The sequence below is a fragment of the Prochlorococcus sp. MIT2302 genome (genome assembly GCF_059772385.1).
Map to the genome: position 1 here is coordinate 822,067 of NZ_CM186285.1, position 12,985 is coordinate 835,051.

Below are 12,985 nucleotides of genomic sequence, written 5' to 3' on the forward strand. Positions count from 1 at the left end.
AACCTGAAGGGGTCTAAATTAGGAAGCACATACGTACTTCTCTATTCAAATAGCCATATCGCTAAAATTAATTTAATTCTAAATCAACTGGTGATCATTTAAAACTGAGTATTTGGATGAGAACAAAGCACAAAACCCAAAAGTACTTATACTCAGAAACATCAACTGAACGCAAAAGCTTAAACCTAAAAATGACAACTTTTAGGTTTAAGCACGCCTAAGTTTTAATTCGCATACAGGTAAATTAAAAAACGAAGTTATCTATTAAATACAAGACAGCTATTCGATCTGCAAACAAATATTAATTAACTAAAAGAATACTTTTTTTTAATAAAACCATACAAAATTCGTGTAAATTAAAAAATACAAACCTAAAACTAGCTCATGACAATCAGTTAGTGCACCCCTTGAATGGTAGTACATAAGTATCAGTTGTTCCGATTCGTCACAAGACGTATATTAGACATACACTTGCCAAGGCTTATGGAACTATCACCCTCGGAGGTGGTCGACTTACCGAGTATTTCACTCAATAGCGAGGTGACTAAGGGGCTCGTGCCGGCCCAGGTGGAGTATGTCAAAGAATCGGTCGTCGAGATCAACGATGAGCTGAATTGCGTCGGACAGTCGCTAAGGGCTGTCGCGGCAAATCTCTCCGACATCAAGAGCAATATCAAGCCTGGGAATTGGAGAGCCTTTCTGAAGTCGGGCGCAATCAATTGCTCTGAGAGGTTCGCCGTTGACCTTGTAAGCGCATACACTAACTGGCTCGGTGGCTCCGATATAGACGACAACCTGCTTGCGTCGTTAACCCCTAGGTCACTGGCATTAATGGGAAGCAAAGGGGTAACAGACAAGGAGCGACAAAAGGTGTTTGAAGCCGTGGAAAATGGTCAGAGAATGACAGAGGCAACTGTAAGAGGCCTAGTAAAAGGGGGCAAAAAGAAGACGAATAAATCTGCTCAAAAGACTGAAAGCCAAAAGATTAAATCCCTCAAAGAAAGAATCGAGACATACAAGAAAGTCATAAGCAATCTTCAAGATGAAAACAAGAAGCTTAGCAAGCTTCTATCGAACAGAGAAAAAATAGACTCACTAGTCTAATCCTAAATCCCTAAAATTTTCTCAGCATTACTATTCAAATGAAGATTACTAATTTAAGCTCTAGAGGTTCAAATAAATTAGAATTTGAATCTAAAAATATCAGCACAATTGACTATAGTATAACGAAGAGACTACTACAGAAATACAAGCCAAAGCATCTTTGCGATGCAGATGATATGAGCGACGTAAACGAAAGAAAGAGAGTGGCTTGATATTATGAATAATAATTCAAAGTCCAGAAGTGGATTTATCCATTTATACAACCCTAAGAGAGAAGGATTGGGATCTTACGACGTACACTATATAAATGCATATAAAAAAAATAGAAAATTAAAAAACGAACTAATCAAAAATAGTAAAGAGAGGCATGCAGCATGATTCCATTTATTCGAAGTCTTTCAGAATTAAAGGCCATTACAGAATCAAGAGAGGTCAAAAATGATCTTTCTCACAATAATGAGAGCTGCAATTCAATAATGGATATTGGGCAAAGAAAACGATATACAAGATCTCTAGATAAAAAAGACATACATCTCCCTGACTTACCTAAAACGATAAGGAATAATTGGATAAAAAGAAAAGACAGCCTATCAAAATTTATTGATGAATTAGACTATAACAATCAAATCCAATCATCCTATGATTTGACCTTGTTGGAAATACAAAACATAAGAAATGATCAGGATGTTGCCTAATCATGAAAAAAACCAAAATTAATCATGCCATAGAGTATTTTTCTTTAGCATTAGTTTTGTCATATTTTTACATTCATAATATTTTTTTAGTTATTATTGGTATTATAACTTCATTGTGTTTGATTAATATCAATATTATTAATCAAATAATATTATCAGTTAACAAAAATGTAGTTAAAAAAAATTTAGAAATAGATTATAATGTAAATAAGAAGGGAATAAAAACTAATCCTACGAAATTAAAATCAAGTAAAGAGGATACCAATCTTACATTAGTTGAAAAGATAGAAGAGTTAGGATTTATTCCATCATTAGAGAAAAATGATGAGAGCAATGTTGCATGATTAATTTATCTATAAAAAATGATTAGCAAATCTTTTTTATTGAAATTAATAATCACTTTACAACCAAATTATTAAAAGGTACTCTAGATTAGATATAAGAATTAAATGCAAGAAGATCAAAAAAGCATAGAAGAAATATTAGTTAAGGGTTTATCTCAGATTTTAAAAAGAACAGTAGAGGTCTGCCCAGGAGATCAATTAGCTATTGCCCAAGAGTATAAAGAGTGGATAAATTGTATATCGGCTAGCGATTTTTCAACCCAGGAGATACTAGTTTTAGATAAGTTTACATTTAAATAATAATAGATAATATTTTAAATTTTAAGTTTATATATCTAATTTTTTATTATATTTTACAAGATAATAATGTTATTATAATATATTATTTTTTTATCTTGAATATAATTAAGTTTTATCTTGTTAATTTAAACAAATTAACAAGATTATATATTATTTAAAATATACTTAAATCATTAGCAAATAACTGTATACAATTAATACATACTAAATTTAACTACATAGCCAGGAAATAAAAATTGAATTTCAGCAATACTGATGTACTATCAAGATGTGTTATCAGCGTATTGAAAAATCTCAATTTTTTACCCGCCACAGCAAAATCATTTTATTTACAGAGCATGAGTAATGAAATGGTCAACAGAGGTAAGAGATTTTTCTCGTATTTTTTCAAACAATCAACTGGAGTATCTAATGGAATCTTCAAGCACTTCAAGCTGGAACTCAACAAAGAGTCTAAAGCTTTCAAGCGCACTAGGCATAGACAGAGAAACTCTCATAGCAAACTCGACAAGAGAATTAGTTGGATTTTATTGGACAAATCGAAATCGGTTTTCAGGTGGTTGCAGAGGACTCACATCCAAAACAATTAGTGCTTAGGTTAAGTAAAGACTTAATTTAAAATTAATATTTTACTTGTCTGTTCTAAATAGAGAATTAATTTTCAAGCCTATTGAGATAATTAATTAATTATGGTTGTTCTTTATCGTTAGTTACTTGATATGAATTCGGAGCAAGTATTAAAAATAATATCCACCAGACAAAAACAAAAACGCCTACGGTTGAACTAAATATAATGTTATTAAATAATTTCCAACTACAAATTAGAACTAAAACTCCAAAGCTTACAATTGACCAAGGTTGGCACCAGTAAGGCTTGTAATACCAAAAACTTTTTTTTGAATTTATATCCATTAAAGAAACTTTATCAATGATTATAGCTTTCCAAGCCTAATCAATTATTCAGACTTTTCTTCTTCGACAGGCTTTTCTTCTTCAACAGGCTTTTCTTCTTCAACAGGCTTATCTTTTTCGACAGGCTTTTCTTCTTCAACAGGCTTTTCTTCTTTGACAGGCTTTTCTTCTTTGACAGGCTTAATTTCAACTATGTTGTCAGTTGAAGAAGAGGTCTCACTATTAGTAAAAATCTTAGAAGCCTCATTAACCGAATCAGACGCTGAACCCTTGAGTAAAAATTTCAGAACATATCCAAGAGAGACAAACAAACCTATTGGGAGGAGAAGTCCTAAAAGCAATTTATAGAGAATTATTCCTATTCCAAGGACAGCAATAGAAATAAGAATGTTCTTCCTGTTCATATGAACTAAATGAATAGACACTAAATCTAAGCTATTTCTGAGTTGTCTTGATGAGATAGCTTAAACGCGATGTTTATTTAAATAATCTAAATTGTAATTATTAACGTTCAATTCAATGCTCATCAAAGAGAAAGAGTTAAAAAAATTCTTTAACTTATCTTATGGAGAAAAAGCTCCATCAAGGAAAGAATGGGAATCTTTGTACAATCAAGAAGTTAAATTTATTGATCCTACTCAAGAAAAAAATGGAATTGATGCATACATCAAAGCTCAAGATGGATTAATCAAAAGATGTGATGATATTTTTTTAGAATCACATTCAATTGCCATCAATAAGAATATTGCTTTTGTTGAATGGACAATGGGTTTAAAAATAAAAGGTATCGAATTTATATACGATGGGACAACAAGGTTGATATTTGATGAAGAAGGGAAGGTCAAGGAACATAGAGATTATTTTGATTTTTGTTCAGGAACATTTGGAAATATTCCAATTATTGGAGCATTTTTTAGGTGGTTATACTCAAGATTTGTTGGCTAAAAAATTTATTATTTTCTAAATTTTTATTTGTTATTTGGTTCAATACGTGATTATGGTTTTTTAGCTATAACATGAGTGGCTATGGAAAAATCAAATGGGAAAATTAGTTGATTTAATCAAGGAAACCTACGACCATAAAGCATGCATAGAGATTGCGAATAGTGGTTGTTCTAATGGTGCGTGCACAAGACATAACTATCAAGCTGACACTCTATTGCTATATATGAGTTACTCAGATGAGATCATCCAATACACTTCAGAAAGACTGGGATACTCTTTTCTTTCTAATCTTGCAAGAGATTTTGGATCACCACTAAAAGACCATAATGATCAAGATTATTTCTCATGGCAAGAAGTCGTATCTGCTTGTCCAAACAAGGACGACTATAAACATGCCCTTGTATGGAAATTTATAGAGTTAGTAGCCAAAGAGAAAAGTTTAGAGCACTAATAGTTGAATGTTGTAATTAATCATTTAATATTTGATTTTTTAACCTACAGGTAATTTACTTTTCGAAAAAAGATCAAATATTGGACTCATCCAATGAGGTTTAAAAATAAAATAAATCACACAAAAAAATAATATTGAACCTAATATTCCATAAATTTGAACCTCTATTTCTTCCCAAATTTCCTCGATCCAAAAAAGGAAAGATTTGTTTTTACTCTCTCTTTCCATTGAAAAACAAGTTTATAAGCTATTATAAAGGTATAACAACTAGTTTGAAATAATATTTATAAAAATACCTTGGATTTATAAATAATAATATTCGATTGATAAATTGAATATAAAGTTATGGCCGAGAAGACTCGTCAAAGAGAATTTATAATTAGATTGTTGTAGTTATACTCAGATAAAAATTGAGAAACCACCCCTCTATTGAAGAAATAATCTCAGTCACAATTAGCTGTACCCTGATTAGGATGACTGAAATAGATAGAGTAGATAGATCGGTTCTTTATCAAGAGTTTAAAGAATGGATAGTAAACTCTGGGGAGAATGAAGAGACCCAAGAAATTTTATGCCTGAGATACTTAAAAAATGATACGAAGATTAATTAGATTAACTTATAATTATTATTTGATTATTTTACAAAAAATAAAATTTATAATCCTCGTTCGAGAGAGAAAAGCATTAGGGTAGAGAAAAACTGAATATATGTTCACTTCTTTATTCTCTATGTTTTTCTCAACTTTACTTTGGGTTCAAGTACCCCAGTGGAGTGATAACTGGTCAAAGTGTGCTGTGGATGTACCCGACACTGCTTGCCATTGGTACATAGTTTCTCCGGACAATACTTTCGGTAAAGGATTCGATTGGACGACAGCCCCATGGTTTGATGCAAACGGTTTAAATGATATTTCTAAGATTTCTTCAGAAACAGTGGTAGAAAAACTACAACGAAAACAAATTAATAAAAAAACATTATCTTGAGTAATTAAGAGATTTTCTTAAAAAACCAAAAATTAAAAAAATCTAACTAGAAATAATTAATTTCTTATTTCACCTAATACTCTTAGAGCTTCATTCACATGAGCAGGGCCATTTAAAAGGTCGTTAAAAATATGTCTTATAATACCTTTTGAGTCAATAATATAAGTCACGCGACCATCTAATAAACCAAGAACTTTGGGGACCCCAAAAGCTTTTCTCAAAGAATTGTCGGTATCACACAATAATGGGAAAGGAAGTTTATTTTTGTCAGCAAAAGATCTATGGCTTGCTTCATCATCACCACTCACCCCCCATACTTCAGCTCCGAATAGTTTAAAAAGATCATATTTATCTCTAAAGCCACAATTTTCAGCTGTACAACCAGGTGTATCATCTTTCGGATAAAAAAATAAAACTAGTGGCCTACCCTTAGCTTGCTTGTTTGTTCTATTAACTCCAAGCTGATCAGAGAGTGAGAAATCAGGTATTTGATCGCCTAACTTTACAGGCATTTGAATAATAAACTTTACGATTCATTATATAAAAAATTAAGGTATATCGGAGGAGTAATGAGTTGATAATAAGTATTGACTCTAAAATTTATACATCGACACCTAGTAAATATAGTTTCTAAACTCTAAATTTATTAAGTTAAGAAAATAAGATTTTAAGTTTCAGTATAATGGTATTAATTAAATAAAAATCATTGAGTGGTTTCGGGAAAAAGAAAAAGGAGACTAAAGGCTCCTCTAAAAAACTCCGAAACCTCTCAGAAAAGGATCTGAAAGCACACTCAATCAATCATCATATTAAAGGTAATTTAGATGAAGCAGAAAAAGGATATTTAACTTTTTTAAAAAATGGGTACTCTGATGCAGATATAATTTCAAATTATGCCCTTATATGTGAAGACAAAGATGAAAATGATAAAGCTATCAAACTATACGAAAGATGTCTCAGTAGTTATCCAAATCATATTTTCTCAAAATTAAATTTATCTTTTTTATATTATAAGTTAAATAATTTAGAGAAAGCAGAAATAATAATTGAAGAAGCCATTAAATTAAATCGAAATCTTCCAAATAGCTATTGTATTAGAGGATTAATTCTAAAAAGTTTAAATAAATATAATGAGGCAAAATTATCTCTTGAACAAGCAATCAAGCTAGATAATAATTACTTTGATGCATATATAAATCTAGGATTGCTAAATAAAGATTCTAATAAATATGAAGAGGCAGAAAAATATTATTTAAAAGCTTTGGAAATAAATAATGAATCTGCCATAGCACATTTAAATCTAGGCGCATGCTACAAAGATAAACAAGAACTAGAAAAGGCAATATTACATACAGAGAAAGCGATAGAGATAGATAATAAATTAGAAAAATGTTATTTAAATCTAGCAACTATCTTTAACCAGATGGGTGATTATAAAAAATCACTCTCATTTATAAAAAAAGAGATTTTATTGAATAAAAATAGCGATTTAAGTTTTCAACTTTTAAGTGAATTAATTAAAAAAGGAAACATATTAAATACATCAACGAAAGATAATAGAGAACTACTTAATAAAATCTTAAATAGGAAAGATATTTCTCATAGAGAACTATTTGGCAATATAAACATCCTAATCTCTAAAAAAGTATTAGAAAAATTATCGATTTCAGAATCAGAATTAAATAATAATAATAATGAATTTAATATTCTTGTTAAGGATAAGGAATTAGTAAAAGCACTTTCATTACTCATATTTTGCTCTCCGTTATGGGAAAAAGTTTTAAGGAACATACGAAAGAATATACTAATGAGCTATTCAGACAAAGATAAAATAAATAATAATATTTTGAATTTTACTATAGGTCTTGGATCACAATGTTTCTTAAATGAATATGTCTATTACATATCCAAAGAAGAAGATGATAAACTAAAAGAACTTAAGAAAACGATCAATAATAATAAAAATAAAGATTATAAATTAGCAATAATCTCCTGCTATCAATCTCTATCTACAATAAGCAATGAAACCATTAACTTGAATGATTATGTATCAAAAAATGAAGAATTGAATAATCTACTCAATTTACAAATTAAGGAGTTAAATGATGAAAAAAAGATTTCAAAAAGAATTAAGAAGATAGGGAATATAAAAGATTTTATATCTAAGGAAGTAAAAAACCAGTATGAATTAAACCCATATCCTAGGTGGAGGTATAATTCATACGCTAAAGAAAATAAATTAAACATTTTATCAGTTATTAATTCTGAAATTTATCCAAATATAATTAACTCTAATTCAGATCAATTAAAAAATAAAAAAACAAATATTCTTATAGCTGGTTGTGGGACAGGGATTCAAATACTTGAAGCATCTCGATATAGTAATTGTGAAATAACAGCAATCGATTTAAGCAATTCAAGCATCTCATATGCAAAAAGAAAGGTCGATGAATACGGAATGAAAAATGTTGATTTTATTGAAATGGATTTACTTGAATTAAAATCATTAAATAAAAAATTTGATTTAATAGAATGTTCAGGTGTTCTTCACCATATGAATGATCCTACTGAGGGATTATCAAATCTATTGGATGTATTAGAAGAAAAAGGTTTTTTAAAGTTAGGTCTCTACAGCAAATATGCAAGAAAAGAAATACTAAAAGCAAGAGAAATAATCAAAGAAAAAGATATTAAACCAAGCAATGATGAAATAAGAAGCTTCCGAAATGACGTTCTCAATGGAGAAATAAAGAGGTTAAATGAAATAACTAATTGGTCAGATTTCTACTCAACCTCAATGTGTAGAGATCTCTGTTTTCATAGTCATGAAAACTGTTACTCATTAATTGAAATTAAAAAGATGTTAACACTATCTAATCTGGAATTCCTAGGTTTTACTCTTTCAAAAGATATAAAAGATGAATTTCAGAAAGATAATAAAGATATAGACTCTTTAAAAGATTTAGAATTATGGAATAAATTTGAAAAATCAAATCCTAATTCTTTTAGAGAAATGTATCAATTCTGGGCTAGAAAATCAATTAAATAATTGTTCTTCCAATCCTGGAATAAACAATTTACATAAGGAGAAAATAAATAGTATTGCTAGAACATTACCCAGCATTGCTATTGCAAAGCGAATTCTCAGATCCTTAGCAAATGGTAGTAGGTTTTCCCAAAGTTGTAGTAATGGTCCGCCTGCCATTGGATATTAATGTTTAATTACCAATAGCTTACAGTGGGAGAACCTTATTGGCTACATCATAACAAGATTTAAATTAAAAGATTCTATTATTATCTTCTACTTTAATTTGCTTCTCATAACGAATAGAATTGTCAACCCCATCAATATTAAAACTACAGGGTAAATCAATACAAATAAAAGATCTAAAATATTTTCTGGTCTATTAATAATATATAAACCTACTATGAAGATTATTATGGGTAAAAGGATAAGTGATTTAATCAATAGACCTTCATTCCATTTTTTAATCTCATTATCTTCATCCAATAAAATCTCAAATTTCTTCTTTAAAATTTCATTTTTGAAATCAGACTGATCACTCATGAAATTCTGATTAAAATACTACGAGTTCAAGGTTAGATTATATACTAACCTCATTAATATATAGTTTCACACGTATTGATTACCATAAGAAACATGAATCACTTTAATTATATAGATTTATTTGGTTTTTCAGCAGCTTTGCTTACTACTACTGCTTTTTTACCTCAGTTATATAAAACATGGCAAACAAAAAAGGCAGAGGATGTATCATTAGTTATGTTGATTATATTTATAACAGGTCTTATTTGTTGGATTGTTTACGGTTTAAATATCAATTCAATTCCAATTCTAACTGCAAATATAATTACCTTAATTCTTAATTTTTCAATTTTAATTTTAAAAATTACCTACAGCAAAAGTAGAGAGCAATAAAATTCTTTTATATATATTAAATATTTATTATTGAGCACCATTAGAGGCTATAGTTAATAGAGAGTTAAATTTTCAAAATGTCAGGGGAAGAACTACAACTAATTGGCAGATCCTTAGCTCTGCATCCGCCTGTAATGATAATTACACTTGGTTTATTCATGTACATCAGAGGTAAATCTATTGCAAGCAGCAACCCAACAAAAAAAGTTACACCATTTTTCCCTTTCAGAAACGTGTAAAAATAATATTATATATTTTCTCAAAGAATAATATTATTTTTAACTCAGCTACTAGCCAAAAGGATTAGTCCCCATAAGTGGCCCAACGAATAAAAATTCCATAACTGCACCAGTTATTGCTACAGGGAAAACCCAAATAGACATAAATCTAATACCCATAAATTTCATTCCTCCTTTACCTGCAAATGCATCTTTTGTCATTGTGTATACAGTTTCAGTATCTTTTACTGAATATGTATTTTCTCCAGGATCTGAGTAGGCTTGTGCAAAATTCAAATTATTTATTAAGTTTCTAATTTTGTTATGCAAGACTATGGGCCAAACCCATAAGAAAAATATTCTACCAACAAATGAAAATGAATTAGCTTGACGAGCAGATAATTGATTGTTAGATGCTCTATTAGGGAATGCATCTTCAATCATTGATGTTATTGAGTCTTGATCAGTAGGAAATAATTTCCTTTCCTCTAAAACTTCTGGTTGATCATCAATTGGAGAAATGTCTATATCAGTTTTAGGATTATCTAAAACAGCTGTTAAGCTATTACTTTCTGCTTGGGTTGATTCTTGATTTTCCATAGCTGACTTGTTTCTACAGCAATTATAAGACGAATTGGTATCTTCTGATTGATGAAAAAAATAATCTTAAAATTATCTATCAAATTTAGAATAAAATAATTTTTCTAATAAAAAAAAGCCTATCTAACGATAAGCCTTTTTTTATTTTTAGTTTTTAGTTATGCGTTTATTACACCACGGCGAATAAATTGCATTGCGAAAATTGCACCAAGGAAAAATACTGTGGGAATACCCAATGCATTCACCGCCAAAGTCCTAACAGTAAAAACTGGATAGCCCCCTGCAGGTCTTCCTTTATCAGCAACAATTGCAGTATCTTCCCAGACTTGCTCATTTTGAATGGTAGGTCCATTATCCCAGACAAATACTCCCCATCTTCTCAACCAATAATCAGTAAAGGCAACTGTAAAAATGACTGGGGTTAGTACCAAAAGTAATTTGAGGTTAATCATCCAACTTTTTATTTATGCAGTAAATCTTGGCATACGAGAGTCAAAAAGGCAGATTGATTGATTGACCTTATGGATTCTGTAACAAATTGGTCCGAATTTAGAAGCTTTAATAACTCTCTAAGTTGACTCGCAAAACTTCTGATATGGTGGAGCCATTGCCCCTAGAAAGGCGTAAATTAATTAGTTTGATTTATGGAATTCGGTTTTAAAGAAATTCTTTTCGGATTAGCTGGAGTAAGCATGATTGCTTGGGCTGGCGTAATAGGCCTCTGGCACACTTATATGTTTCCAAGATTTTTCAAAGAAGATTCCAGTAGAATTAATAACTCATACGCAGCTACTTCTCTAGGTGAACCATCTCCTGAGAACAAAACCACCAATAAGCCTTGGTTCATAGATGACGAGGGAGCGTCACTTACACCTCAGACAGCTTTAGGGGCAATAGGTCTTACAGATAGAGGGAAATACAGCAAGAAATCTTTCGTAGTTGCTGATTTTAATCCTGTTGAAGCTGGTTATGGAGTAAACAGGCTCTACACATCTGTGTTAATTGGATTGGCTATCAGTACTTTTGTAATAATCTCCTTTGGTCTTCAAAGTGGTTTTGGCATGATGGGACCGAGCTTATAAATCGACGCAATTTAAACGAAAAGGGATATATCCATTAATTAAAATTAAATATCCAAATAACTTAAAGGCTTTACAAACACAAAATCAAGTCAACCTTTCGTTTAAGAACGAATGCTTTCAACTAACCAATACAAATGTTTTCAGATTAAGACCTTTAACGAGAACCTTCTTTACTAATTTCCTAATCTTTTTTCAAATCAATCTCAAATAAATAGTAATCAATTTCTTCTTAGAATTTTTTATGAACATTTTTCCCTGAAAACCCCTCCAAAGACTACATTCAAGAATCGTAATTTCAACGACAAACAAAATTAGAAATTATTTACCTAAAAACCTAAAGAGTAAATAATGACTTATTTGTGTATCAAAAATCAATATTAAATAGACAAGAAAATTTAAAAAAAGCCAAATTCACTCTAAATGTGCAAAGCTGCTTTAAAGTAGTCTTGATTTTAAATTGCTCCATGACTGTAGGAATCTACTTCGCTACAACAACAGGTAAAACCGAAGATATAGCTGAACGGCTGCACGGCTTACTTGACTCTGCTGAAGGTCCAAAGGATATTTCAGATGTCGATGACCTTAGTGAATTAACTGGACATGATGGGGTTATTTGTGGAATCCCTACATGGAATACCGGTGCTGACTCTGAAAGGTCAGGAACTGCTTGGGACTCAATCCTTGAAGACATCGGGGAACTAGACTTAAGTGGTAAGAAAGTTGCGATTTTCGGCTTAGGTGATTCTTCTACTTACACAGAAAATTACTGTGATGCAATGGAAGAGCTCCATAGGTACTTCCAACAGGCAGGCGCCTCAATGGTTGGATACACAGCAAAATCTGATTACACGTTTGACGAATCAAAAAGTGTAGTTGGAGAAGAATTTTGTGGATTACCTCTTGATGAAGACAGTGAATCAGACATGACTGATGAAAGGCTTTCAGGATGGGCTGAGAAACTAAAAGGAGAGATGTTTTAAGCCTTAAACTAAATTGTTAAATCTTCCTGAGTCATTACTTAGGAAGATTTTTTTTGACCATTTTTATGTGAAATTAAGATTTCCAAAAAAATAAACTAGAAAAATTTCTAAAAAAGTCATTTTCTGAAGTTATTTAATAAATCGCACCAAACTACCGCGTAATATCTTAATATTTTCTTTATGAACTCAGATCATTGCTCAGATCAAAACGTTAATCTAAACGTAAATCTCTCTTTAAAAGGTGAGACTTTGAGAATGTTGCTTGAGATGTCAAATGATATGGGGGCAAGTCTTGAGGATGTAATAAGTTCAATAACTGAAGACTCAGTAATGGATTTACAGAGGCTTCAGGACGATTTAGGCATTGTTATAATCCCTGAGAAATGTAGTAAGCAAGATTTATTAAATTCACTTAATAGAAATTAATCAT

General features: G+C 30.7%; 23 protein-coding genes. 15 read left to right on the forward strand and 8 right to left on the reverse strand.

Translation table 11 applies throughout. The annotated features are described in order from the left end of the window. The first annotated feature begins 483 nt into the window (after positions 1-483). From AC6EI2_RS04885 to AC6EI2_RS04910, 6 genes are all read left to right on the forward strand, one after another. The gene (locus tag AC6EI2_RS04885; RefSeq protein ID WP_498463272.1) at positions 484-1,104 is read left to right on the forward strand and encodes a hypothetical protein; all 621 of its coding nucleotides are present in this window, start codon (positions 484-486) and stop codon (positions 1,102-1,104) included. A gap of 216 nt (positions 1,105-1,320) precedes the next feature. After that, on the forward strand, positions 1,321-1,482 hold the full coding sequence (locus AC6EI2_RS04890) for a hypothetical protein (protein WP_498463273.1): 162 nt from the start codon (positions 1,321-1,323) through the stop codon (positions 1,480-1,482). Then, positions 1,479-1,799, forward strand: coding sequence for a hypothetical protein (locus AC6EI2_RS04895; RefSeq protein ID WP_498463274.1), 321 nt, complete (start codon positions 1,479-1,481; stop codon positions 1,797-1,799). The genes AC6EI2_RS04890 and AC6EI2_RS04895 overlap by 4 nt, the downstream gene beginning before the upstream one ends. A gap of 2 nt (positions 1,800-1,801) precedes the next feature. Continuing rightward, positions 1,802-2,143 carry a hypothetical protein gene (locus AC6EI2_RS04900; protein WP_498463275.1) on the forward strand — a complete coding sequence of 114 codons (342 nt, stop codon included), beginning with the start codon at positions 1,802-1,804 and terminating at the stop codon, positions 2,141-2,143. 105 nt (positions 2,144-2,248) lie between these two features. Further along, positions 2,249-2,443, forward strand: coding sequence for a hypothetical protein (locus AC6EI2_RS04905; protein WP_498463276.1), 195 nt, complete (start codon positions 2,249-2,251; stop codon positions 2,441-2,443). A gap of 345 nt (positions 2,444-2,788) precedes the next feature. Then, a complete protein-coding gene (locus tag AC6EI2_RS04910; RefSeq protein WP_498463277.1) occupies positions 2,789-3,040 on the forward strand; it encodes a hypothetical protein in 252 nt (83 codons plus the stop codon). A 90-nt stretch (positions 3,041-3,130) separates the two neighbouring features. Here the strand turns inward: AC6EI2_RS04910 and AC6EI2_RS04915 are convergent, their stop codons facing one another. Together AC6EI2_RS04915 and AC6EI2_RS04920 are read right to left on the reverse strand one after the other, a co-directional pair. Next, positions 3,131-3,355, reverse strand: a complete 225-nt coding sequence (locus AC6EI2_RS04915; RefSeq protein ID WP_498463278.1) for a DUF6737 family protein — start codon at positions 3,353-3,355, stop codon at positions 3,131-3,133. 44 nt (positions 3,356-3,399) lie between these two features. Next, positions 3,400-3,759, reverse strand: coding sequence for a hypothetical protein (locus AC6EI2_RS04920; protein ID WP_498463279.1), 360 nt, complete (start codon positions 3,757-3,759; stop codon positions 3,400-3,402). A gap of 115 nt (positions 3,760-3,874) precedes the next feature. Between AC6EI2_RS04920 and AC6EI2_RS04925 the strand changes: the two genes are divergently transcribed. Together AC6EI2_RS04925 and AC6EI2_RS04930 are read left to right on the forward strand one after the other, a co-directional pair. Beyond that, complete coding sequence (locus AC6EI2_RS04925) at positions 3,875-4,300, forward strand: nuclear transport factor 2 family protein (RefSeq protein ID WP_498463280.1); 426 nt, start codon at positions 3,875-3,877, stop codon at positions 4,298-4,300. 94 nt (positions 4,301-4,394) lie between these two features. Further along, positions 4,395-4,751 (forward strand): hypothetical protein, encoded by a 357-nt coding sequence (locus AC6EI2_RS04930; RefSeq protein ID WP_498463281.1) that lies wholly within the window; start codon positions 4,395-4,397, stop codon positions 4,749-4,751. 39 nt (positions 4,752-4,790) lie between these two features. Here the strand turns inward: AC6EI2_RS04930 and AC6EI2_RS04935 are convergent, their stop codons facing one another. Then, positions 4,791-4,979 carry a hypothetical protein gene (locus AC6EI2_RS04935; RefSeq protein ID WP_498463282.1) on the reverse strand — a complete coding sequence of 63 codons (189 nt, stop codon included), beginning with the start codon at positions 4,977-4,979 and terminating at the stop codon, positions 4,791-4,793. 480 nt (positions 4,980-5,459) lie between these two features. Between AC6EI2_RS04935 and AC6EI2_RS04940 the strand changes: the two genes are divergently transcribed. Beyond that, on the forward strand, positions 5,460-5,735 hold the full coding sequence (locus tag AC6EI2_RS04940) for a DUF8643 family protein (RefSeq protein ID WP_498463283.1): 276 nt from the start codon (positions 5,460-5,462) through the stop codon (positions 5,733-5,735). Between the two features lie 56 nt (positions 5,736-5,791). On the opposite strand, the gene AC6EI2_RS04945 is transcribed toward AC6EI2_RS04940, so the two are convergent. Next, a complete protein-coding gene (locus AC6EI2_RS04945; protein WP_498463284.1) occupies positions 5,792-6,247 on the reverse strand; it encodes a peroxiredoxin in 456 nt (151 codons plus the stop codon). A gap of 194 nt (positions 6,248-6,441) precedes the next feature. On the opposite strand from AC6EI2_RS04945, the gene AC6EI2_RS04950 reads away from it, so the two are divergent. After that, a complete protein-coding gene (locus tag AC6EI2_RS04950; RefSeq protein ID WP_498463285.1) occupies positions 6,442-8,784 on the forward strand; it encodes a tetratricopeptide repeat protein in 2,343 nt (780 codons plus the stop codon). Here AC6EI2_RS04950 and AC6EI2_RS04955 read toward each other — a convergent pair. Beyond that, positions 8,773-8,940 carry a hypothetical protein gene (locus AC6EI2_RS04955; protein WP_269611017.1) on the reverse strand — a complete coding sequence of 56 codons (168 nt, stop codon included), beginning with the start codon at positions 8,938-8,940 and terminating at the stop codon, positions 8,773-8,775. The two genes, AC6EI2_RS04950 and AC6EI2_RS04955, sit on opposite strands and share 12 nt — an antisense overlap. A 96-nt stretch (positions 8,941-9,036) precedes the next feature. Continuing rightward, positions 9,037-9,303 carry a hypothetical protein gene (locus AC6EI2_RS04960; protein WP_498463286.1) on the reverse strand — a complete coding sequence of 89 codons (267 nt, stop codon included), beginning with the start codon at positions 9,301-9,303 and terminating at the stop codon, positions 9,037-9,039. Between the two features lie 93 nt (positions 9,304-9,396). Here AC6EI2_RS04960 and AC6EI2_RS04965 point away from each other — a divergent pair, with 93 nt between their 5' ends. Together AC6EI2_RS04965 and AC6EI2_RS04970 are read left to right on the forward strand one after the other, a co-directional pair. Next, complete coding sequence (locus tag AC6EI2_RS04965; protein WP_498463287.1) at positions 9,397-9,675, forward strand: SemiSWEET family sugar transporter; 279 nt, start codon at positions 9,397-9,399, stop codon at positions 9,673-9,675. A 77-nt stretch (positions 9,676-9,752) separates the two neighbouring features. Next, complete coding sequence (locus AC6EI2_RS04970; RefSeq protein WP_498463288.1) at positions 9,753-9,914, forward strand: hypothetical protein; 162 nt, start codon at positions 9,753-9,755, stop codon at positions 9,912-9,914. A gap of 51 nt (positions 9,915-9,965) precedes the next feature. Here AC6EI2_RS04970 and AC6EI2_RS04975 read toward each other — a convergent pair whose 3' ends face one another. Together AC6EI2_RS04975 and psbF are read right to left on the reverse strand one after the other, a co-directional pair. After that, the gene (locus AC6EI2_RS04975; protein WP_498463289.1) at positions 9,966-10,493 is read right to left on the reverse strand and encodes a hypothetical protein; all 528 of its coding nucleotides are present in this window, start codon (positions 10,491-10,493) and stop codon (positions 9,966-9,968) included. A gap of 158 nt (positions 10,494-10,651) precedes the next feature. Continuing rightward, the gene (psbF, locus tag AC6EI2_RS04980; protein ID WP_498463290.1) at positions 10,652-10,945 is read right to left on the reverse strand and encodes a cytochrome b559 subunit beta, long form; all 294 of its coding nucleotides are present in this window, start codon (positions 10,943-10,945) and stop codon (positions 10,652-10,654) included. A gap of 192 nt (positions 10,946-11,137) precedes the next feature. On the opposite strand from psbF, the gene AC6EI2_RS04985 reads away from it, so the two are divergent. From AC6EI2_RS04985 to AC6EI2_RS04995, 3 genes are all read left to right on the forward strand, one after another. After that, positions 11,138-11,575 (forward strand): hypothetical protein, encoded by a 438-nt coding sequence (locus AC6EI2_RS04985; RefSeq protein WP_498463291.1) that lies wholly within the window; start codon positions 11,138-11,140, stop codon positions 11,573-11,575. 464 nt (positions 11,576-12,039) lie between these two features. Continuing rightward, positions 12,040-12,555, forward strand: coding sequence for a flavodoxin FldA (gene fldA, locus AC6EI2_RS04990; RefSeq protein ID WP_498463292.1), 516 nt, complete (start codon positions 12,040-12,042; stop codon positions 12,553-12,555). Positions 12,556-12,735: 180 nt separating this feature from the next. Then, a complete protein-coding gene (locus AC6EI2_RS04995) occupies positions 12,736-12,981 on the forward strand; it encodes a CopG family transcriptional regulator (RefSeq protein WP_498463293.1) in 246 nt (81 codons plus the stop codon). Positions 12,982-12,985 lie beyond the last annotated feature (4 nt).